A 19,694-nucleotide genomic window follows, 5' to 3' on the forward strand; every position below is an offset into this window, starting at 1 on the left:
CCGCGTCTCCCAGACAGGATGCGCCCGGGCCTGCTCCCACACACAATTCGCAAAGGTCTGCTCACTGCGGGAGCGATCCCGTCCGCGAAGCGCATGCCACCACGGCATCGCAGGCGCCCTGTGGGAGCGGTCTCGACCGCGAGCTGTTCACGCACGCATGCGCTCCGGCTTCCCATGAGCCTGACTTGAATCACGGAGCGACGCCGACTGCAGAGCCGCACATGCCTGACGTTCGCGTGAGTCATTCGGAACCCATCGTGGTCAAGACCGCTCCCACGGAGCACGCGCACAGGCCTGCTCCCGTGACCGCTGCAGGTCCCTGTGGGAGCGGTCTTGACCGCGAATGGCCTTTTCACGCATCTGCTGCGGGGCCCTGCTGATGGCGGCCTTCGAATACCTCGCCCTGGACGGCCGCGGCCGCGAGCAGAAGGGGCTGATCGAGGCCGACAGCCCGCGCCAGGCGCGGCAGCTGCTGCGCGAGAAGCAATGGTCGCCGCTGGAGGTCAAGCAGGCGCGCGCACGGGAAGAGACCAGTGGTGGCGGTCTGGCCTTCGGTCGTGGTCTGTCGGCTCGCGACCTGGCGCTGGTGACCCGCCAGTTGTCGACCCTGGTGCAGGCGGCGCTGCCGATCGAAGAGGCCCTGCGCGCCGCCGCGGCGCAGTCGACCTCGCAGAAGATCAAGTCGATGCTGCTGGCGGTGCGGGCGCGGGTGATGGAAGGCCACAGCCTGGCGGCCGCGTTGCGCGAGTACCCGTCGGCCTTTCCCGAGCTCTACCGCGCCACCGTGGCGGCGGGCGAGCACGCCGGGCACCTGGGGCTGGTGCTCGACCAACTGGCCGACTACACCGACCAGCGCCAGCAGTCGCGGCAGAAAATCCAGCTCGCGTTGCTTTATCCGATCATCCTGATGGTCGCCTCGCTGACCATCGTCGGCTTCCTGCTCGGCTACGTGGTACCGGACGTGGTCAAGGTCTTCGTCAACACCGGTCAGGAGCTGCCGGCGCTGACCACCGGGCTGATCGCCGCGAGCGAACTAGTACAGTCCTGGGGCTGGCTGATGGTGCTAGTGGCCGTCGGCGGGGTGCTGGCGATGCGCCGGGCGCTGCGCGATGAAAACCTGCGCCGGCGCTGGCACGCGTTCATCCTCCGGCTGCCGTTGATCGGGCGTCTTTCGAGGGCGACCAACACCGCGCGTTTCGCCTCGACCCTGGCGATTCTTACCCGCAGTGGCGTACCGCTGGTCGAGGCGTTGTCCATCGCTGCGGCTGTGATCGCTAACCTACGCATCCGCGACAAGGTGATCGAGGCCGCCCAGAAGGTGCGCGAAGGCAGCAGCCTGACGCGCTCGCTGGACGCGACCGGCGAATTCCCGCCGATGATGCTGCACATGATCGCCAGCGGTGAAAAATCCGGCGAACTGGACCAGATGCTGGCGCGTACCGCGCGCAACCAGGAAAACGACCTGGCGGCACAGGTCTCGCTGCTGGTCGGCCTGTTCGAGCCCTTCATGCTCGTATTCATGGGCGCGGTGGTGCTGGTCATCGTACTGGCGATCCTCTTGCCGATTCTCTCTCTCAATCAGTTGGTAGGTTAAACATGACGTTGCGTACACGCAGACAGGGTGGCTTCACCCTCATCGAAATCATGGTCGTGGTGGTGATCCTGGGGATCCTCGCCGCATTGGTGGTTCCGCAGGTGATGAGCCGCCCGGACCAGGCCAAGGTCACCGTCGCCAAGGGCGACATCAAGGCCGTCGCCGCGGCGCTGGACATGTACAAGCTGGATAACTTCGCCTATCCAAGCACCCAGCAGGGGCTCGATGCGCTGGTCAAGCGGCCCACCGGCAACCCGCAGCCGAAGAACTGGAACCGCGACGGCTACCTCAAGCGCCTGCCGCAGGACCCTTGGGGCAACGACTACCAGTACCTGTCGCCCGGCACCCGCGGTCAGTTCGACCTCTATTCCTTCGGCGCCGATGGCAAGGAAGGCGGCTCCGACCTGAACGCGGACATCGGCAACTGGGATCTCTGACGCCCATGCTTCACGGCCGCCGGGCCGCCGGCTTCACGCTGATCGAGTTGCTGGTGGTGCTGGTGATCCTCGGCACGCTGATCAGCCTGGCGGTGCTGTCGACCGGCAGCGCCAGCGGCGCGCGCGAGCTGCGTGACGAGGCGCAGCGGATCGCCGCGGTGATCGGCCTGCTGGCCGACGAGGCCGTGCTCGACAGCCGCGAGTATGGCCTGCTGATCGACAACGAAGGCTACCGCGTGCTGCGCTACGACGAGGCCGAGGCTCGCTGGGTCGACAACGACGCCCGCGGGCCTCACCGCCTGCCATCCTGGGCGCGGCTGGATCTGGAACTCGACGGCACCCCGCTGCAGCTGGTGGCGCCGGTTCGCCAGGGGGGCGACCGTGCAGGGCTTTCCCGTGACGAGGACGAGGAGCAAAGAAAAAGAGAAGCCGCGCGGCTGCAGCCGCAACTGCTGATCCTCTCCAGCGGCGAGCTGTCGCCGTTCAGCCTGCGGGTCTCGGAGCGACGTCCGGATGGCAACGCCTGGATCGTGTCCAGCGATGGTTTCGAGCTGCCCGAAGCCGTGCCGGCGCAGGAACGGCGATGAAACGGCCGGCGCCGAGGCGCTCGGCGAACACCGCCGGGTTCACCCTGCTCGAAGTGCTGGTCGCCCTGGCGATCTTCGCCACCGTCGCCGCGGTGGTCCTCACGGCGGCCGGGCGCAGCCTGAACAACGCCGCGCGGCTGGAGCAGATCACCTTCGCCGACTGGATCGCCGATAACCGCATCACCGAATTGCAGCTGGCCGACCCCATTCCGGCCGAGGGCAGCGAGACTCTCGAGCTGGAATTCGCCAATCGGCGCTGGCAAGTGCTCAGCGAAGTCGAGGCGACCTCCGAGCCGCTCATGCGTCGCGTCACCGTGTGGGTGGCCGAGGCGCAGCCGCGGGGGGGCAATCGCAACGCCAACCTGCGCGACCGCTCGATCAGCAGCCTGACCGGGTTCATCGAGGTGCGCCAATGAGCCGGATGGGCGGCCGCATGCGCAGGCGGCAGGCGCAGGGCTTCACCCTGCTCGAGCTGTTGATCGCCATCGCACTGTTCGCCCTGCTCGGGCTGGCCACCTACCGGATGCTCGAGTCGGTGCTGCGCAGCGACGAAGCCACGCGTATTCAGGAGCAGCGGTTGCGGGAATTGAACCGCGCGGTATGGAGTTTCGAGCGGGACCTGCAGCAGGTCTCGCCCAGGCCGATCCGCGACGGTTACGGCGATGAGCGCAGCGCCTTCGTCGGCCAGCAGGGCGCCGAGGACGGACAGGTGATCGTCGAGCTGACCCGCAGCGGTTGGCGCAACCCCACCGGGCTGCGGCGCTCCAACCTGCAGCGGGTGCGCTGGCGGCTCAACGAGAAGACCCTCGAGCGCGTCTACTGGGTCGTCCTCGACCGCGATCTCGAGAGCGAGCCACGGGTGCAGCGCGTGCTCGAAGGCATCGATGAGATGCGCCTGCGCTACCTGGACGAGCAGGGCGGCTGGCGCGACGAGTGGCCGCCGTTCGACTTCAATCGCGGTAGCCCGCAAACCTCTGCCGAGCGCCTGCCGGTGGCCGTCGAGCTGAGTTTCGTGCATCCGCGCTACGGCGCCATCACCCGACTGTTGCGCCTCCCCGACCCGCAGAGCGCGGGAACCCAGGTGCCGTTGCCGGATGCTGGCGGCGTGCCCGCGCCGCAGCTGGAGCTGACCGAATGAAGCGCGAGCGCGGCGTCGCCCTGATCACCGTGCTGCTGGTGGTGGCCATCGTCACCGTGGTCAGCGCCGGGCTGATCGCCCGCCAGCAGCTGAGCATTCGCGCGATCAGCAACCAGGTACAGGCGCGCCAGGCCTTCCAGTACGCCCTCGGCGGCGAGACGCTGGCCAAGGCGATCCTGCGGCGTGACATCCAGGACGCCGACCCGGGCGACCCCGGTGCGGCGGTCGATCACATGCTGGAAGCCTGGGCGCGCCCGCTGCCGGCGTTTCCCATCGACGAAGGCGAGATCCGGGTTCGCATCGAAGACCTCGGCGCGCGCTTCAACCTCAACAGCCTGGTGCTCAACGAGCAGCCCGACGCGGCCGCGCTGGCTCAGTTTCGCCGGCTCCTGCTGCGGCTGCAGATCAGCGAGCCCTATCCGGAGCGGCTGATCGACTGGCTCGACCGCGATCAGGAGACGAGCGGCGAGCTGGGCGCCGAGGACGGTGCCTACCAATTGCTCGACCCGCCTTACCGCACGGCCGGACGGCGTCTGTACGACCTCTCGGAGCTGCGCCTGCTGCTGGGCATGAGGGAGGAGGACTTCCAGCGCCTGGCGCCCTATGTCACGGCGGCGCTGCAGCCCGAGACGGGACTGAACGTCAATACCGCCAGCGCCATGGTGATATCCAGCCTTTCCGACAGTCTCAGTCTGAGCGCGGCCGAGGCGGCCGTCGAAGTCACCCGCAACGCCGGCGGCTTCAAGGATGTGGCCGCGTTTCTCGCCCAGCCGGCGATGTCGGGTACCCAGCTTCAGGGCACCCGGCTCGCGGTTGGCAGTCAACTCTTCCAGGCGACCAGCGAAGTACGCGTGGGCGACCGTCGTCTGTCGCTGGTCAGCGTACTGCAACGCGAGGAGGACGGCTCGGTGCAGGTGCTTTACCGTAACCTGGGCCAGCCGTTGCGCCTGCCTTCCCAATCCGACGATGGAGACCGATAGCCGATGGATTGCCTGTTCCTGCCCGCCGAGAGCGGTGCCCGGCTGACCGAAGAGAGTTCGGCCTATTGGTTGCCGGGGACTGGCGCTGGGGCCTGGCTGAGCCTGGCCGAATGCGCCGAAGCCATTCGCGGTCCGGTGGCCCTGATATTGCCGGCCGAGGTCTGCAGCTTTTTCGCTGTCAGCCTGCCGACGCGCAAGGCGCGCTGGGTCAACCAGGCGCTGGCGTATGCCGTCGAGGAGCTGCTCGCCGAAAATGTCGATGACCTGCACCTGACCCACGGCGACGTGCTCGAAGACGGCCGCCACCGGGTCATCGCCGTCAACCGCGGGCTGCTCGCCGGCTGGTACGAGGACCTGCAAGCGCTCGGCCTGGCGATCGGCGCGATCCACGTCGATGCCGACCTGCTGCCACGTGACGGCGCACAGCTGCTGTTCATCGGTGAGCGCGGTTTGCTGGGCGGCAGCCCCGAGCCGCGTCTCGCCTTCGCCAGCGAACACTGGCCGATGCTCGCCGGCCAGTGCCCTTCGCCGCGCCATGCCCAGGGCACCGATGCGCAGGCGCCGCTCGACGTCGATGACTACCAGCAGATCGACGATCCCTATCGGCTGCTTGCCGACGGGCGCGCCGAGGCGGTCGACCTGGCCCAGGGCGACTTCGCCGCGCGTACCACCACCACCGGTATCGGCCACTGGAAGCCCCTGTTCGCCGCCCTCGCGCTGGTGCTGCTGGTGCAGCTGGTCTTCAATTTCGGCCAGGCGTGGTACCTGCAGCGCCAGGGCGACGCCTATGCCGAGGCCAGTCGCGCGCTGTACCGCGAGCTGTTCCCCGAGGACACCCGGATCGTCAATCTACGCGCGCAGTTCACTGATCGGATCGGCCAGCAAGCCGGGCCCAGTGCCGGCTTCATGGCCTTGCTCAGCGATGCCGCACAGGCGGTAACCGAGGCTTCGGTGACCGTCGGCCAGCTCGATTACAACGAGGACCGCGGCGACCTGTCGATGCAGGTGCGCGCCAACGATTTCCCGGCGCTCGAGCAGCTGCGCCAGCGCCTGGGCGAGATTGGCCAGTCGGTCCAGCTGGGGTCGGCCAGTCGCGAAGGCGACGGCGTCACGGCGCGCGTGGTGATAGGAGGATGAGCATGAAAAACGCATTGAGCGCACGCCTGGCCGGGTCGCCGCTGTGGGCACGCTGGCAGCGCCTGGCCCCTCGCGAGCAAACCTCGCTGGCGCTGCTCGGCAGTTTTCTTCTGGCGGTAATTCTCTACCTGGCGCTGTGGCAGCCGGCCCAGCGCAGCGTGCACGACGCTCGCGCCTATTTCGAGCAGCAGCGCGAGCTGTATGGCTTCATCGAGCAGAACACCGAACTGGCCAGGCAGATGTCCCGGGTCAACCGTGTCGAATTGGCGCCCGAACAGCTGCAAGGCCTGGTGACCCAGTCGGCGCAGCAGCACGGCCTGGTGATCGCCAGCTTCGACAGCAGCAGCGATGGCGGCCTGCTGGTCTCGCTACCGGCGACGTCCTACGGGATATTGTTGCGCTGGCTCGATGAGCTGCAGGGCCAGGGCGTGACCTTGGCTGAGGTCAGCCTCAACCGCGCTGGCGAAGGTCAGGTCGATGCGCGCTTGAGTCTTCGCGCCGGCAGTTGAGGGTGTTCCGAGGCGCGGGCCCCGCGGAGCGGCCCTCGCGACTCATGGGGGCAGCTCAGCTGTTGAACTGGCCGGCCAGCTCGCGCAACGCCGCTTCGGCTTCCAGCACTTTGTCGACGGCCTTGTCGGCCGCTTCGCGGGTCAGCCCGAGGCGGTCGTAGAGGTCCTGGGGGATTTCGGCGCGCGGGTCGGAACCGATGCCGCGGTCGCGCAGCAGGCGCACGGCCAGGCACACGAGGTTGGCATAGGCGGCATGATCGCCCTGGTAATCCGGATCATGCTGGAAGCGCAGGGCTACGGTGAGCTCTTCGGGCATGTCCCAGTAACGCATCAGCCAGGCGCCGATCTGCTCGCGGGTGATCCCCAGCAGGTGCTGCTCGATATGGCTGTGGCTCAGATGCGGGTTGACTTCCAGATGCCGGCAGATCAGCGAGAAATGCGGCGGAAACACGTGTGCCAGCACCAGATAGCCGAAGTTGTGCAGCAGGCCAGCGAGGTAGGTCAGCCCGCCCTCGGGGCGCTGCACCCGGGGAATGGCGCGGGTCAGCCCCTCGATCACCGCGGCGGTGTAGATCGACTGCTGCCAATAGGGCGTCGACTGCTGCGGCTTGTCCGCCGGAAGGCTCAGGGTCTTGCCCAGGGCCAGGCCGAGGGCCAGGTTGATCACCAGGTCGAAGCCGAGCACCCGTACGATCGCGTCTTCCACCGAGCGGATCCTGCCGGGTGCGGCGTAATAGGGCGAGGCGGCCCAGCTGACCACCTGGGCGGCCAGCGCCGGGTCGGTCTCGACCACGCCGGTGATGTCCTCGACGCTGGCGTTGGGGTCCACGCGCAGCTTGATGATGCGCTGCGCAGTGGACGGCAGCGGAGGAATCTCGATGGTCTCTTCCAGGCGCTGTTGGATGCGCCGCGCGGTGAAGGCCTGTACCGCCTGGGTGATCTCGGCGCGGTCGTCATCGGGGCGATTGAGGTTCGGCCGGATCTCGCTCAGCGGCACCGCGAAGCGGCCCGCGCTGCCCTTGGTCACCAGTTGCTTGAACGACTCACCGTCGAATTCGAGCAACATGCCCGGTTGGCCGGACTCGATCAGCAGGCGAGAGCGCTGCAGCAGCACTTCTTCGTAGAGGCAGGGCGAGCTGGTCAGCGGCGGGAGGCCCGGCAACACGCCGAGGTTGTGCTTGCCGAGCATGCGCTCGAGGCGCTCGGGCTTGACGGCGATGAGCTGGCGGCCGGTGAGTTCGGTCAGGCGCGTCAGGTCGAGCAGGTGATCCTGCGGATAGAGCACCAGCAACGCACCGACCGCATCGTCCAGCAGTACAGCTTGTACCCGCTGCGCGGCGGGTATTCCCGGCTCTTCCCGGCGGACCTGATATTGCAGGCCTAGCTTTTCCAGCAGCTGTGCGATCAGCGGCGGCGTTTCCGGGTTCAAGGCGGTTTCGTAAGCTGTATTCATTAGCGGGATCCGACGTCTAGACTCTGCCGCAGTATAGCCATAGCTGTAGAAGGGTGATGCAAGCGACCGACGGAGCGTCAGACTTGCCCGTATTGCTGTCCATGACGCAGCCACCGCTCTAGCAAGGGGCTTACGTGCCCCGGCCACTGTGCCAGCAGCGTTTGTGCGGCATCGCGCACTGCGGGCAAAAGATCGGCGTCGCGCATCAGGTCCGCCACTTTGAACTGCAACAGGCCGGTCTGACGGGTACCGAGCATTTCGCCGGGGCCGCGCAATTCCAGGTCCTTCTCGGCGATGACGAAGCCGTCGCAGGTCTCGCGCATGATCGCCAGACGCTCGCGGCCCAGCTGCGACAGCGGCGGATGGTAGAGCAGCACGCAGTGGCTCGCCGCGCTGCCACGGCCGACCCGGCCGCGCAGCTGGTGCAGCTGCGCCAGCCCCAGGCGCTCGGGGTTCTCGATGATCATCAGGCTGGCGTTGGGCACGTCCACGCCGACTTCGATCACCGTGGTCGCCACCAGCAGCTGCAGGCGGCCTTCCTTGAATTCGAGCATGACCGCGGCCTTTTCCGCCGGCTTCATGCGGCCGTGAATCAGGCCGACGTGCAAGCCGCCCAGGGCCGCGCTCAGGTCTTCGAAGGTGGTCTGCGCCGCTTGGCAGGTGAGCTCTTCTGACTCTTCGATCAGGGTGCAGACCCAGTAAGCCTGGCGGCCCTCGTTGCAGGCTGAGCGGACCCGCTCGATGACCTCGAAGCGGCGGTTGTCGGCCACCAGTACGGTGTTCACCGGCGTGCGCCCCGGCGGCAGCTCGTCGAGGATCGAGGTGTCGAGGTCGGCGTAGGCGCTCATCGCCAGGGTTCGCGGGATGGGCGTCGCGGTCATGATCAGCTGGTGCGGACAGAGCCGGCCGTCGATGCCCTTCTGGCGCAGGGCCAGGCGCTGCTGGACGCCGAAACGGTGTTGTTCGTCGATGATCACCAGCGCCAGGCGTTTGAAGCGCACTTCCTCCTGGAACAGCGCGTGGGTGCCGACCACCATCGGGCAGCCTGCGGCGATCTGTTCCAGCGCGCTGGCGCGGGCCTTGCCCTTGAGCTTGCCGGCCAGCCAGGCGACCTCGATGCCCAGCGGTGCCAGCCAGCGGCTGAAGTTGATGAAGTGCTGCTCGGCAAGAATTTCAGTGGGCGCCATCAGTGCGACCTGGTAGCCGGCCTCCAGCGCCTGCAGGGCAGCGAGGGCTGCGACCACCGTCTTGCCGGCGCCGACGTCGCCCTGCACCAGGCGCAGCATCGGCTCGGGCTGGCTGAGGTCGTAGGCGATCTCGGCACCGACCCGCTGCTGGGCACCAGTGGGCTGGAAGCCGAGATTGGCCAGAAACTGCCCAGGCAGCCGGCGCGCTGGCGGCAGTTGCGGCGCAGCTTGAGCGCGCACGCTTTCGCGTAGCCGCTGCAGCGACAGCTGGTGGGTCAGCAATTCCTCGAAGGCCAGGCGGTGCTGCGCCCAGTGGCGGCCTTCGGCGAGTTCGTCGAGATCGGCATCCGGCGGCGGCCGGTGCAGGTAGCGCAGGGCTTCGTCCAGCGCGCCGAGGCGATGCTCGCGGGCCAGTTCATCCGGTAGCCAGTCCGGCAGGCTCTGCGGGCCGAGACGTGCCAGCGCCTGGGCGCTGAGCTGGCGCAGCCGCTGCTGGGTCAGCCCCTCGGTGGTAGGGTAGATCGGCGTGAGGGTCTGCTCCACCGGCGGCGCTTCCCCGCCGTCCAGTGGTCGATATTCGGGGTGGTAGATCTCCAGCCCCGAAGCCCCGGGACGCGCTTCCCCGTAGCAGCGCAGCTGGGTGCCGCGCTTGAGCGCTTCCTTCTGCGCCTGGCTGAAGTGATAGAAGCGCAGCGACAGCGTGCCGCTGCCGTCCTGCAGACGCACCAGCAGGCTGCGCCGGCGACCCATGACGATGTCGGCGCCCGACACCACACCTTCGACGACCGCATCCTGCCCGGGGCGCAAGGCGCCGATCGGCGTGATGCGGGTGCGGTCCTGGTAGCGCAGCGGAAGGTGGAACAGAACGTCCTGCAGGGTTTCCAGACCGACCCTGGCGAGCTTCTCGGCCAAGGCCGCGCCGACGCCCTTCAGGGCGGTGACCGGAATCGCCGACAGTTCGCTCATGGGGCGATCAGGGTTTGGCGGACGGCGGCTTGGCGACAGAGCACAGGCGAATCGAGTCGGCCAGGACTTCGATGGCCTTGGGCCGCGGGAAGCTGGCGCGCCAGGCGATCGCCACGGTGCGGTAGGGCACCGGTGGCGTCAGCGGACGCACTTCGATGATGCCGGGCGCATAGTGGTGGCTGTCCACCGCCGACAGCGGCAGGATCGAGATGCCCAGCCCTGAGGCGACCATATGGCGGATGGTCTCCAGCGAACTGGATTCGACCGTGGTGTGGGTGGCGGCGTCGCCCTTGCGCGTGGTCGGGCAGGCTTCGAGCACCTGATCGCGGAAGCAATGGCCTTCACCGAGCAGCAGCAGGCTCTTGTCGTTGAGCTGTTCGGCGTCGATGGTTTTCAGCTCCGTCCAGGGATGGCCGTGGGGCATCAGGACATAGAACGGCTCGTCGTAGAGCGGCTTGGTCAACACGTCGGCTTCCTGGAACGGCAGGGCGATGATGATCGCGTCCAGCTCGCCGGTGCGCAGCTTGTCGCGCAGGATGTGGGTGAAGTTCTCTTCGATGTACAGCGGCATGTCCGGCGCAACGCGATGCAGTTGCGGGATCAGGTGCGGGAAGATGTACGGGCCGACGGTATAGATGGCGCCGACCTTGAGCGGCGCCGCCAGCTGGTTCTTGCCGACCTGGGCCAGTTCGCGAATGCCCTGCGCCTGCTCGAGCACCTTTTGCGCCTGGGTGACGATGCCTTCGCCCACCGGCGTCAGGCGAACCGCGCTCTTGCTGCGTTCGAAGATCAACACGCCGAGCTCGTCTTCGAGCTTCTTCACACCGACCGAAAGCGTCGGCTGGCTGACATGGCAGCGCTCGGCGGCGCGGCCAAAGTGCTGTTCCTGGGCGAGGGTGACGATATAGCGCAGTTCGGTCAGTGTCATAGCGAGCATCCATCAGCGTGCCGGCTAGCATAGCCTTTGCAACGCGTCGAACCAACCGCTGAAACCGTCACAAGGCTAGACTCTGCAACCCCCTTTCTGACCATGGCTCCTCGTTATGAGCCCGGGAGACCTCCCATGCCGAACCCTCCTTCTGTATTGATTGCCGGCTGTGGCGACGTCGGTAGCCGTCTGGGTCTGCAGCTGCACGCGCGCGGCTGGACCGTGCACGGGCTGCGGCGAAATATCGCGGCGCTGCCCGACTCGATCCATCCGGTCGCCGGCGACCTCGACCGAGCCGAAGCCCCCGCCGCCTGGCCGACGGGCGAACTCGATTATCTCGTCTACGCCGCTTCGGCCAACCAGCACGACGAAGCCGGTTACCAGGCCGCCTATGTCCAGGGGCTCTCCCACGTGCTGGGCTGGCTGGCGAGCCACGGGCAGCGGCCTCGGCGTCTGCTGTTCGTCTCCAGTACCAGCGTGTACGGGCAGCATGAGGGCGAATGGGTGGACGAAACCGCCGCCACCGAGCCGGCCAGCTTTTCCGGGAGGATCATGCTGCAGGCCGAACAGCGGGCGCTCGACAGCGGCCTGCCGGCCAGCGTGGTGCGCCTGAGCGGCATCTACGGACCCGGCCGCGAGGCGCTGTTGCGCCAGGTGCGCAACGGCTATCGCCCCGTCAGCGAGCCGCCTCTTTATGGCAACCGCATCCATGTCGACGATGCCGCCGGTCTGCTGGCCTTCCTGCTCGTCACCGACGCGGACGGTGGTGCGCTGGAGAGCTGCTACCTGGGTGTCGACGATGCGCCCGCGCCTTTGGCCGAAGTGGTGGACTGGTTGCGTGAACGGCTGGGCGTCACCCATTCGTCCGAAGAGGCCGGCATGCGCCGCTCCGGCAGCAAGCGCTGCAGCAATGCCCGCGCCCGAGGGCTGGGCTGGTCGCCGCGCTATTCGACCTACCGCGACGGCTATGCCGCGATCATCGCCGAACTGGGGGCGACACGGTCATGAATACAGCCCGTCGGTGAAGGGCCACCAGGTGGGCAACTCTCGCGGAGCGCTGTGTACTAAACCCTTGTGCGCGCCGCGACGTTCCAGCTCAGCTGAGAAGGTGAAGGAGCAACAAGCCGTGCCCCGGTAAGCGAGAGGGCACCCAGGGATAAACACCAGGCGGCGTTTCGATCACCGACCAGGAGAATGTCCCGTATGAGAGCCCTTCGCTGGCATGGCAAGCATGACATCCGCTGCGACAACCATGTGCCCGACCCCTCGATAGAAGACCCGCGCGACGCCATCATCAAGGTCAGCTCCTGCGCCATCTGCGGTTCGGATCTGCACCTCTACGACGGCTTCATGCCAGGCATGCAGCACGGCGACATCATGGGCCACGAGTTCATGGGCGAGGTGATGGAGGTCGGCTCGGGGAACAAGAAACTCAAGGTCGGCGACCGGGTGGTCGTGCCCTTCACCATCGTCTGCGGCGAATGCGACCAGTGCCGGCGCGGCAATTTCTCGGTGTGCGAGCGCAGCAACCGCAACAAGGACATCGCCGACAAGGTGTTCGGCCATGCCACGGCCGGGCTGTACGGCTATACCCACCTGACCGGTGGCTATCCCGGCGGCCAAGCCGAATACGTGCGGGTGCCCTTCGCCGACGTCGGCCCGGTGGTGATTCCCAACGGCCTCACCGACGAGCAGGTATTGTTCCTTGGCGACATTTTCCCCACCGGCTGGCAGGCCGCTGCCCAATGCGAGATCGAGCCCACCGACACGGTGGCGATCTGGGGCGCAGGTCCGGTCGGCCAGTTCGCCATCCGCAGCGCGGTGATGATGGGCGCCGAGCAGGTGATCTGCATCGACAACGTGCCCGAGCGGCTTTCGATGGCGCGCGCTGGCGGGGCGATCACCATCAACTTCGATGAAGAAAGCGTGCTCGAGCGGCTCAAGGAACTGACCCGCGGCAAGGGCCCGGAGAAGTGCATCGACTCCGTCGGGATGGAAGCCCACGCGGCGCGCTCGATCGACTCGATGTACGACCGCGCCAAGCAGGCCGTGATGCTGGAGACCGATCGCCCCCACGTGCTGCGCGAAATGATCTACGTCTGTCGGCCGGCCGGCATCCTCTCCATTCCCGGCGTGTATGGCGGGCTGGTCGACAAGATCCCCTTCGGCGCGGCGATGAACAAGGGGCTGACCTTCCGCATGGGCCAGACCCACGTGAACCGCTGGACCGACGACCTGCTCAACCGCATCCAGGAAGGGCAGATCGATCCCTCGTTCGTGATCACCCACACCGTCGGCCTGGAAGAGGGGCCCGACATGTACAAAACCTTCCGCGACAAGCACGACGGCTGCGTCAAAGTCGTGCTCAAGCCCTGAGGAGTTTCCCCATGTCTCGTCACTATCAGGAATACCGCCGCAACCATGCGGCGCGTCGCATGGCCTGCGGGTTGGGTTGGTTCAGCATCGGCCTGGGCGTTGCTCAGTTGTTGATGCCCCGCCAGTTCGCCCGTGTGCTGGGCATGCCCGAACAGGAAGGGCTGATGCGCCTGTACGGCCTGCGTGAGATCGGCACCGGCGTGGGCCTGCTGCTGACCGACAACCCCGAGCCCTGGATCTACGGCCGCATCGCCGGTGATGCGCTGGACCTGACGACCCTCGGCGTGGGCATGCAGCAGGGCGACAACCCGGCCGGCGCCGCCGTCGCGGCTGGCGCGGTATTGGGCGTCACGGCGATGGACGCCGCCTGCGCCAGAGGCCTGGCCGAGGAGCATCATCCCGTGACCGTCTATGACTACAGCGACCGCAGCGGCTTCCCCAAACCACCGGAGCAGATGCGCGGCCAGGTGAGCAGCGATGGCCGGATGGAAAGCATCCCGCAGATCACCGGAATGGACGCCGCCGACCGCGAAACCGAGGTGAGGCATTGAGGGCGGCGGGTGCGTTGACGGCGGTGGCGGGCGGTTTAGTCCGTCGCCTGGCGTAAGAGCCGTTCGCGGCGGGAGCTGTTCTCACTCCCGCCGTCCATCTTTCCACTCTGTGGTGTGTCAGCCGGAGCCGCTGGAGCGCCTAGTCTTGGCCTAGAAAGCGTCGGACCAGACACCTCGATCCACATCACCGCCGCGTTCCAGAGCCATGCAAGCGAAACCGACGGTGACACTTTTTTGCTAAGGTGGTCGGCCGGGCCCGGTGAGGCCGTCCATCGCGCGGAGTGCAATGTCTTCGGTCATCAATGTCGTATTGCCCGTCTTCGCGCTGATTCTGCTGGGCTACCTGTGTCTGCGTAGCGGGCGTCTCGGGCCGACGGCGGCCTCTGAGCTCAATCGGTTCGTCGTCTGGCTCGGGTTGCCGGCGCTGTTGTTCAGCATTACGGCCAAATCCACCTGGGAAGAAATCTGGCAGCCGGGTTTCATCATCGCCTTTTCGGTCGGCTGTCTTGGGGTGTTCGGCTTCACGCTGCTGTACCGGATGCTCTGGCAGAAACTGCCTCTGGTCGATGCCAGTCTCGATGCGCTGGGCGCGTCCTACGCCAATACGGGCTATATCGGCATTCCGCTGTGCATGCTGATCCTCGGCGACCAGGCGCTGCAGCCGGCGCTGGTGTCCAGCCTGATCGTCGTGTGCGTGCTGTTCGCGATCGCCCTGGCCTGCGTGGAGACCGGCCTGCATGGCGGGCAGGGATTCGGCCAGACGCTGTGCAAGGTGAGCCTGGCCCTGGTGCGCAACCCGCTGGTGATCGCTCCCGTGCTGGGCGGGCTGTGGGCCGTTGGCGGAGCACCGTTGCCGGTGCCGATCGATACCCTGCTTCGCCTGCTCGGTGCGGCCGCGGCGCCGTGCGCTCTGGTCTCGCTCGGCCTGTTCCTGGCGCAGCCGCAGCCGGGCGGACCGGTCAAGGGCGTATGGCCGCTGGTGTTGCTCAAGTTGATCGGCCAACCGCTGATCACCTGGTATCTGGCCGCGAAGGTGTTCCATCTGCCGCCGCTCTGGACCTATTCGGCGCTGCTGCTCAGCGCGCTGCCCACCGGCACCGGGCCCTTCATGCTCGCCGAGTTCTACGGTCGTGAAGCGGCCCGGGTATCGCGGGTGGTGCTGCTGTCGACTCTCGGCTCGCTGCTGACCTTGTCGGTGTGCCTGTATCTGTTGCCGGTGGATTGAGGTCGCTCGCGCCTGTTCCACCAGAATGCTCGGTTCGACTACACCAGCCCGGTATGGCTCGAGCGGGTGACTTCCAGGACCACCGCCGCAATGCGATCGCAGTGGATGTAGGCACCGCTGAGCAGCTCTTCGCCAAACACGTCGGGGTCGGTTTCGCGGTAGTGCCAGTCGAAGCCGCGGCCTTCGAGGCGCCGTTCGATTTCGGCGAGGAACGGGTCGCTGTTGTCGATCATCGCGACGCCCGTATAGAGCAGTAGGCAGCCGCCTGGTGCCAGGCGATCAAGCGCGGCATCGACGATCTTCAGCGACAGCCCCGCGCCCAGCGGCCCGCCACCGTGCCGATAGGCCCGCTCATGCGGGTCCACCAGGTAGGGCGGATTGGCGACGATCAGGTCGAATTCGCCGCTGACGTCGTTGAGCAGGTCGCTGTGTTGCGCGCGCAGATTGGATACATCCGCCAGCGCGGCGTTCAGGCGTGTCAGGCGCAAGGCCTCGGGGTTGATATCGATCGCCAGGACTTCAGCCTGTGGCCGCGCCTTGGCCACCACGATCGCGCCGGCGCCCGAACCGCAGCCGATGTCGACCGCGCGTTCCACGGTGGTGAAGTGGCTCGAAAGGTGCGCCTGGATCGCATTGGCGAAGCGGTAGGTGTCCGGGCCGAAGAACACTGCGTCCGCCGCTCGCGTGGGATAGGCCGAATGGAGGAACAGCTCGCCGGCCACGCTCGAGAGACGCACCTTGCTGTGCCAGCGGTGCTCGCGCGCTTCGAGCACGCCGGCCTGGTCCATCAGGGTGAAGAGTGCCGGCGGCAGCAGCTCGGCGGGAAACAGCCTGCTCCAGCCAAAGACGCCGGCCAGATCATGGGCGACGGCATTTTCGGGGCGTTGATTGACCCGTTCGTGGGTCAGCGGAGAGGGTGTGGTGAAGCGATAGCCACTGTCGCGCAGACTCTCGGCCAGCTTCAGCAGTGCGCGGTCCTGCGCGGTTTCCAGTGTCATGGCGAATCCTTGTTGTCGTTCGATCAGCTGAACAGTTCGGCAAATACCCGGGTGGCCATCAGGCCAGGGAGGGTGTGGTGGCGCGTCGGCGCCAGCAGCGGCAGCAACAGCGCCATCTTCGCGTCCCGCGTGGGCAGCGAGGCGAGCCGTTGTTCCAGGTCGCGCAGGTCCTGGTCGAAGTCGCTGCCAGCGGTCGGCGAGGCCGGGCTCGGCTCACCCAGGGGCAAGCCTGCGCGGCGGCGCAGCAACTGGCGGCGGCCTTCGAGCACATGACGCCCTGGCGCGGAAGTCACGCTGGGACCTTCGGACGCCGTGCGGCTGGCCGACCAGTCGCCGGCGATCCAGTCGTGGATCAACTGCTGTTCCTGCGCACTGAAGACGCCGAACATCTCCGCCTGCTCGCCCTGGATCAGCCCCCAGAAGCGGCTGTTGCGCGGGTCTTCGTTACGCTTGATCCAGCCGCGCTGTTCCAGCGTCTGGAGGAATTCCGGAATCAGCGCGGGGTTCGCCAGCCACTGATTGACGGTGCGCCCGGCGAAGCGGCAATAGTCGGAGTGGACGAACTGGCCGACGGCGCTCTTCTTTTCGAAGACCTTGAGCACCTCGCGTTCCAGATCGAAGCTGGCGATCACCGACAGGGTGCTGGCGCCCAGGTCGTTGAGCCGGTAACCGTTGGCCACGCGGCGGTAGAACGCCCTGCTGTCGCCGACCTGGGGCCAGGCGGCATGCACGCCTTGCACGGCCTTGCGGGCGTGACCGCTGGAGGCGTTATCGACGGTGACGTGCAGGGTGAAGTAATAGGGGTCGATGCCCAGTTCGGTCAGCTCGTAGCTGGTGATCAGCAGGTGCAGCGGCAACTGTTCGTAACCCAGGTTGAAGCCGATCACTTCGGGCAAAAAGTGCTCGGCGTGTTCGGCCAGCGACAGCTGGATGGCGCCCTGGACGAAGTGTTCGTCATCCAGGCTCTGCCAGTCCTCGCAGCCCTGGCTGGCCAGCAGCTTGCGGTAGAGCACCACATGGTTCTTTTCCGGCAGGCCGTCGCCCAGCTCTTCCAGATAGGTCTGGATCAGTGCGGTGAAACGCGGGTCGTTCCAGTGCTGCAACAGGCCGTAGAGCCAGGCGCCGTCCACCAGTTTGGTCGGCGCGACGCCCTGCAGAAAGTGCAGCGCGTGGGACTTGTTGCGGAAGTAACGCCGTGGGGCCCCGGCCGAGCGGCTCTGCAGGTAGGCCTGATATTGCTGGCCCACCTCGGCGGTGTGGCGCTCGATCCAGTCGATCAGCCCCTGCGGGTCCTCGGGCAGGTCGCAAGGGAGCGCGGCGGCCCGCTCCAGCTGGGTAGTGAGGTAGTCCTCGGCACGGCGCCGGGCATGCTCGTCCCTGTGCGGTTCGGACAGGGCAAAATAAAGGGCCTTTGCCGGCTCGTCAGCCTCAGCCGAGGCGATTACCGGTTCTATCGGGAGGCTTCGAGTCGTCAGTTGCATAGTTCACGCAGGTGGCAGTGGGGCATCCCCGTTAGTGAATTGGGCCCGCGCTCGCGCGCATAAGTTCAGCGTCGCCGCCGAGCGGCCACCGGTCACGTACCGCAAAGCGACATGCAACTTTCGGCGGTTCTGGCTCTTCCTAACCAGAGGGCGCCCGAGCCGAGGTGCGCCATCGCAACGGAGAAACCATCATGAGCCAGAGCGAACGTGGCCGCGAAAACGCGGAGATCGTGCAACCGGATGCCGGCCAGAGCGGACCGGCGGGATCGAGCAACGGCGAGCGCGCCGGAGGTGACGACCGGGACGTGCCGGGCGGCGCCTACAACGTGCCGGAAGAGATCGCCGAGGACGTCAACGAGGATGACGCAGTAAAAGGCCGCTGAGCCCATCGGGCTCGGCGCAAGACCGGGCCCGTTTCTTATCAGCGCTCGTTCAAAAAGCGGATCGACGAAGGGCGGCTCAGGGGCAACGCCTGCACCTTCTCGCCCAGCTCGCCGCTTTGCGGGTCGCGCCGCATCACCACGATTTCGTCGCTGAGCTGGTTGGCGATGAGTATGAACCTGCCGCTCGGATCGAAGGCGAACTCGCGCGGTTCCTTGCCCTCGACGTCCCGGCGCTGTATTTCGCGCAGCGCGCCGTCCTCGGCGATCGAGAAGACCAGAATGCGGTTCACCTCGCCGCGGTCACTGACGTAGAGAAAGCGTCCGTCGGGCGAGGGATGGATCGCGCCGGCCGAATGCTTGCGGCCGTCGGCTTGGCCGATCAGGTCAACCAGCTGCCGTTGAGTCAGTTTGCCGTCGTCATGGCTGAAGCGGGCGATCTGGGCGGTCAGCTCCAGCGTCAGGAAGGCATGGCGGCCGTCCGGGCTGAACACCAGGTGGCGCGGGCCGCTGCCCGGCGGCAGGCTGACTTCCGCGGGCTCTGCCGGTTGCAGCGGGCGTTCCTGGTTTTCCGGCTGATAGCGGTAGACGAAAACCTTGTCGGCGCCCAGGTCACTGCTGAAGACATGGCGGCCATCGGGCGACAGCACGGCCGAATGCACATGGGACGAGCGCTGGCGTTCGGGATTCACCCCGCTGGCCTGATGGGTGCTGAGCTGCGTCACCGCCCCCGGTCGGCCCTGTTCGTCCACCGGCATCACCACCAGGCTGCCGCCCGGATCTTCCCGCGAGCCATAGTTGGCAACCAGCAGGTAGCGGCCATCGGGCGTCAGGCTGGCATGGGTCGGCTCGTCGCCGAGCGTCATCGCCTGGCCCACAGGCGTCAGGGTTCGGCTCTCGGGGTCGATCGAAAAACTGCTGACGCGGCCGACCGGATCGGGTTTGCCGGGGCCGTTCTCGTTGGTGGCGAACAACAGGCGCTGCTCGGCGTCGAGCACCAGCCAGGACGGGTTCTGGCTGGGGATCACCTGCACCGGCGCTGCGTCCAACTGCCCGCTCTGGCCGTCGAAGCGCAGGTGATAGATGCCCTTGCTGTCGTGTTCGGTATAGGTGCCGATGAGTACGTCATGCATGGGTGCCGTGATCCCCGCTGTGCTGAAGGTCAAAAACCCTAAGACCAGCGCGAGGCGAAGGGGTGCGCCAGCTTTCATCGCGTTTCCTCATGGTCGTTGCGCTATAGGCGACGCGGTATTGGATAGCTCGCGTCGTTCGAACGTGCTGTTGGTGTCGCGGCCGGTGCATCGAGCATAGTCGCTTGCATCGTGTGATCCGGCGCGCTCATCACGACCTTCAGGGTGGCGCGTCGAAGGGCCTGGGTGTATACAGACGGCCACCCTTTCGCCAGCACGCCAGACCGTCCCATGCGTCAACATAGCCGTATCGCCTTCCGGCACATGTCCCGTATCCAGGCCACCAACCGCCTGAGTGGCGAGCCCATGGGCTTCGTCGCCGACGTCTCCCTTGCTGGCCTGCGGCTGGTATCCAGCCAGCCGTTGGTGATCGGCGGTTGCTATGAGATGACCTTGAGGGTGCCCGAGCACGGCGAGCGCATCACCGAGGTGGACGTCCATGTGATCTGTCAGTGGTCGCGCAAGGATTCGCGCCGAGGAGACAGCTTCGACATGGGCTTCGCCCTCGACCGGCCCTGTCCGGCATTCACCGAGATGGTGGCTCGGCTGCTGCCGCGCCGGCGCTGACCGGCCTGGC

The 19,694-nt window shown here is 66.8% G+C and carries 20 protein-coding genes; 14 read left to right on the top strand and 6 right to left on the bottom strand.

Going from position 1 to position 19,694, the window contains the following annotated elements; translation table 11 throughout:
• Window positions 1–379 precede the first annotated feature (379 nt).
• From xcpS to G7026_RS15720, 8 genes are read left to right on the top strand one after another with little or no spacing between them, the layout of a single operon-like run.
• Window positions 380–1,594, top strand: coding sequence for a GspF family T2SS innner membrane protein variant XcpS (gene xcpS / locus G7026_RS15685; RefSeq protein WP_181071856.1), 1,215 nt, complete (start codon window positions 380–382; stop codon window positions 1,592–1,594).
• A gap of 2 nt (window positions 1,595–1,596) precedes the next feature.
• Window positions 1,597–2,031, top strand: coding sequence for a type II secretion system major pseudopilin GspG (gspG, locus tag G7026_RS15690; RefSeq protein WP_181071857.1), 435 nt, complete (start codon window positions 1,597–1,599; stop codon window positions 2,029–2,031).
• 5 nt (window positions 2,032–2,036) lie between these two features.
• On the top strand, window positions 2,037–2,618 hold the full coding sequence (gene gspH, locus G7026_RS15695; RefSeq protein ID WP_181071858.1) for a type II secretion system minor pseudopilin GspH: 582 nt from the start codon (window positions 2,037–2,039) through the stop codon (window positions 2,616–2,618).
• Complete coding sequence (gene gspI, locus G7026_RS15700; protein ID WP_181071859.1) at window positions 2,615–3,034, top strand: type II secretion system minor pseudopilin GspI; 420 nt, start codon at window positions 2,615–2,617, stop codon at window positions 3,032–3,034. The genes gspH and gspI overlap by 4 nt, the downstream gene beginning before the upstream one ends.
• A 5-nt stretch (window positions 3,035–3,039) precedes the next feature.
• Entirely contained in the window at window positions 3,040–3,756 is a 717-nt protein-coding gene (gene gspJ / locus G7026_RS15705) for a type II secretion system minor pseudopilin GspJ (RefSeq protein ID WP_181072067.1), read from the top strand.
• Window positions 3,753–4,736, top strand: a complete 984-nt coding sequence (gspK, locus tag G7026_RS15710; RefSeq protein WP_181071860.1) for a type II secretion system minor pseudopilin GspK — start codon at window positions 3,753–3,755, stop codon at window positions 4,734–4,736. The genes gspJ and gspK overlap by 4 nt, the downstream gene beginning before the upstream one ends.
• A 3-nt stretch (window positions 4,737–4,739) precedes the next feature.
• Complete coding sequence (gene gspL / locus G7026_RS15715; protein ID WP_181071861.1) at window positions 4,740–5,873, top strand: type II secretion system protein GspL; 1,134 nt, start codon at window positions 4,740–4,742, stop codon at window positions 5,871–5,873.
• Window positions 5,870–6,382 carry a type II secretion system protein M gene (locus G7026_RS15720; protein ID WP_181071862.1) on the top strand — a complete coding sequence of 171 codons (513 nt, stop codon included), beginning with the start codon at window positions 5,870–5,872 and terminating at the stop codon, window positions 6,380–6,382. Before gspL ends, G7026_RS15720 begins: the two co-directional genes overlap by 4 nt.
• Window positions 6,383–6,437: 55 nt before the next feature.
• Here the strand turns inward: G7026_RS15720 and G7026_RS15725 are convergent, their stop codons facing one another.
• The 3 genes from G7026_RS15725 to G7026_RS15735 form a co-directional block, all read right to left on the bottom strand.
• Window positions 6,438–7,835 carry an aminoacyl-tRNA deacylase and HDOD domain-containing protein gene (locus G7026_RS15725; RefSeq protein ID WP_181071863.1) on the bottom strand — a complete coding sequence of 466 codons (1,398 nt, stop codon included), beginning with the start codon at window positions 7,833–7,835 and terminating at the stop codon, window positions 6,438–6,440.
• A gap of 77 nt (window positions 7,836–7,912) precedes the next feature.
• Complete coding sequence (recG, locus tag G7026_RS15730; protein ID WP_181071864.1) at window positions 7,913–9,988, bottom strand: ATP-dependent DNA helicase RecG; 2,076 nt, start codon at window positions 9,986–9,988, stop codon at window positions 7,913–7,915.
• A gap of 7 nt (window positions 9,989–9,995) precedes the next feature.
• Window positions 9,996–10,916 carry a hydrogen peroxide-inducible genes activator gene (locus G7026_RS15735; RefSeq protein WP_181071865.1) on the bottom strand — a complete coding sequence of 307 codons (921 nt, stop codon included), beginning with the start codon at window positions 10,914–10,916 and terminating at the stop codon, window positions 9,996–9,998.
• A gap of 135 nt (window positions 10,917–11,051) precedes the next feature.
• On the opposite strand from G7026_RS15735, the gene G7026_RS15740 reads away from it, so the two are divergent.
• The 4 genes from G7026_RS15740 to G7026_RS15755 all read left to right on the top strand — a co-directional run bounded on the left by G7026_RS15740 (window position 11,052) and on the right by G7026_RS15755 (window position 15,068).
• Window positions 11,052–11,924, top strand: a complete 873-nt coding sequence (locus G7026_RS15740; protein ID WP_181071866.1) for an SDR family oxidoreductase — start codon at window positions 11,052–11,054, stop codon at window positions 11,922–11,924.
• A gap of 195 nt (window positions 11,925–12,119) precedes the next feature.
• Window positions 12,120–13,292, top strand: a complete 1,173-nt coding sequence (locus G7026_RS15745) for a zinc-dependent alcohol dehydrogenase (protein ID WP_181071867.1) — start codon at window positions 12,120–12,122, stop codon at window positions 13,290–13,292.
• 11 nt (window positions 13,293–13,303) lie between these two features.
• The gene (locus G7026_RS15750) at window positions 13,304–13,843 is read left to right on the top strand and encodes a DUF4267 domain-containing protein (RefSeq protein WP_258190306.1); all 540 of its coding nucleotides are present in this window, start codon (window positions 13,304–13,306) and stop codon (window positions 13,841–13,843) included.
• 286 nt (window positions 13,844–14,129) lie between these two features.
• A complete protein-coding gene (locus tag G7026_RS15755; protein ID WP_181071868.1) occupies window positions 14,130–15,068 on the top strand; it encodes an AEC family transporter in 939 nt (312 codons plus the stop codon).
• A gap of 38 nt (window positions 15,069–15,106) precedes the next feature.
• On the opposite strand, the gene G7026_RS15760 is transcribed toward G7026_RS15755, so the two are convergent.
• Both G7026_RS15760 and G7026_RS15765 read right to left on the bottom strand, forming a co-directional pair.
• Window positions 15,107–16,066, bottom strand: coding sequence for a methyltransferase (locus tag G7026_RS15760; RefSeq protein WP_181071869.1), 960 nt, complete (start codon window positions 16,064–16,066; stop codon window positions 15,107–15,109).
• A 23-nt stretch (window positions 16,067–16,089) separates the two neighbouring features.
• Entirely contained in the window at window positions 16,090–17,547 is a 1,458-nt protein-coding gene (locus G7026_RS15765; protein ID WP_181071870.1) for an iron-containing redox enzyme family protein, read from the bottom strand.
• Window positions 17,548–17,738: 191 nt separating this feature from the next.
• Between G7026_RS15765 and G7026_RS15770 the strand changes: the two genes are divergently transcribed.
• The gene (locus tag G7026_RS15770) at window positions 17,739–17,930 is read left to right on the top strand and encodes a hypothetical protein (RefSeq protein ID WP_181071871.1); all 192 of its coding nucleotides are present in this window, start codon (window positions 17,739–17,741) and stop codon (window positions 17,928–17,930) included.
• A gap of 38 nt (window positions 17,931–17,968) precedes the next feature.
• On the opposite strand, the gene G7026_RS15775 is transcribed toward G7026_RS15770, so the two are convergent.
• Complete coding sequence (locus G7026_RS15775; RefSeq protein ID WP_181071872.1) at window positions 17,969–19,138, bottom strand: lactonase family protein; 1,170 nt, start codon at window positions 19,136–19,138, stop codon at window positions 17,969–17,971.
• Window positions 19,139–19,348: 210 nt separating this feature from the next.
• Here G7026_RS15775 and G7026_RS15780 point away from each other — a divergent pair, with 210 nt between their 5' ends.
• Complete coding sequence (locus G7026_RS15780; RefSeq protein ID WP_181071873.1) at window positions 19,349–19,684, top strand: PilZ domain-containing protein; 336 nt, start codon at window positions 19,349–19,351, stop codon at window positions 19,682–19,684.
• Window positions 19,685–19,694 lie beyond the last annotated feature (10 nt).

It is taken from the genome of Stutzerimonas azotifigens (assembly GCF_013522725.1).
GTDB classification, from domain to species: domain Bacteria; phylum Pseudomonadota; class Gammaproteobacteria; order Pseudomonadales; family Pseudomonadaceae; genus Stutzerimonas; species Stutzerimonas azotifigens_A.

Excerpts from the sequence above, each read along its gene's own strand:
- gspJ (WP_181072067.1), top strand. The coding sequence starts at position 3,040 with ATGGGCGGCCGCATGCGCAGGCGGCAGGCGCAGGGCTTCACCCTGCTC.
- gspG (WP_181071857.1), top strand. The coding sequence starts at position 1,597 with ATGACGTTGCGTACACGCAGACAGGGTGGCTTCACCCTCATCGAAATC.
- G7026_RS15750 (WP_258190306.1), top strand. The coding sequence starts at position 13,304 with ATGTCTCGTCACTATCAGGAATACCGCCGCAACCATGCGGCGCGTCGC.
- G7026_RS15735 (WP_181071865.1), bottom strand. The coding sequence starts at position 10,916 with ATGACACTGACCGAACTGCGCTATATCGTCACCCTCGCCCAGGAACAG.
- recG (WP_181071864.1), bottom strand. The coding sequence starts at position 9,988 with ATGAGCGAACTGTCGGCGATTCCGGTCACCGCCCTGAAGGGCGTCGGC.
- gspH (WP_181071858.1), top strand. The coding sequence starts at position 2,037 with ATGCTTCACGGCCGCCGGGCCGCCGGCTTCACGCTGATCGAGTTGCTG.
- G7026_RS15765 (WP_181071870.1), bottom strand. The coding sequence starts at position 17,547 with ATGCAACTGACGACTCGAAGCCTCCCGATAGAACCGGTAATCGCCTCG.
- xcpS (WP_181071856.1), top strand. The coding sequence starts at position 380 with ATGGCGGCCTTCGAATACCTCGCCCTGGACGGCCGCGGCCGCGAGCAG.
- G7026_RS15755 (WP_181071868.1), top strand. The coding sequence starts at position 14,130 with ATGTCTTCGGTCATCAATGTCGTATTGCCCGTCTTCGCGCTGATTCTG.
- G7026_RS15720 (WP_181071862.1), top strand. The coding sequence starts at position 5,870 with ATGAGCATGAAAAACGCATTGAGCGCACGCCTGGCCGGGTCGCCGCTG.
- G7026_RS15725 (WP_181071863.1), bottom strand. The coding sequence starts at position 7,835 with ATGAATACAGCTTACGAAACCGCCTTGAACCCGGAAACGCCGCCGCTG.
- G7026_RS15745 (WP_181071867.1), top strand. The coding sequence starts at position 12,120 with ATGAGAGCCCTTCGCTGGCATGGCAAGCATGACATCCGCTGCGACAAC.
- gspI (WP_181071859.1), top strand. The coding sequence starts at position 2,615 with ATGAAACGGCCGGCGCCGAGGCGCTCGGCGAACACCGCCGGGTTCACC.
- G7026_RS15775 (WP_181071872.1), bottom strand. The coding sequence starts at position 19,138 with ATGAAAGCTGGCGCACCCCTTCGCCTCGCGCTGGTCTTAGGGTTTTTG.
- G7026_RS15740 (WP_181071866.1), top strand. The coding sequence starts at position 11,052 with ATGCCGAACCCTCCTTCTGTATTGATTGCCGGCTGTGGCGACGTCGGT.
- gspK (WP_181071860.1), top strand. The coding sequence starts at position 3,753 with ATGAAGCGCGAGCGCGGCGTCGCCCTGATCACCGTGCTGCTGGTGGTG.
- gspL (WP_181071861.1), top strand. The coding sequence starts at position 4,740 with ATGGATTGCCTGTTCCTGCCCGCCGAGAGCGGTGCCCGGCTGACCGAA.
- G7026_RS15770 (WP_181071871.1), top strand. The coding sequence starts at position 17,739 with ATGAGCCAGAGCGAACGTGGCCGCGAAAACGCGGAGATCGTGCAACCG.
- G7026_RS15780 (WP_181071873.1), top strand. The coding sequence starts at position 19,349 with ATGCGTCAACATAGCCGTATCGCCTTCCGGCACATGTCCCGTATCCAG.
- G7026_RS15760 (WP_181071869.1), bottom strand. The coding sequence starts at position 16,066 with ATGACACTGGAAACCGCGCAGGACCGCGCACTGCTGAAGCTGGCCGAG.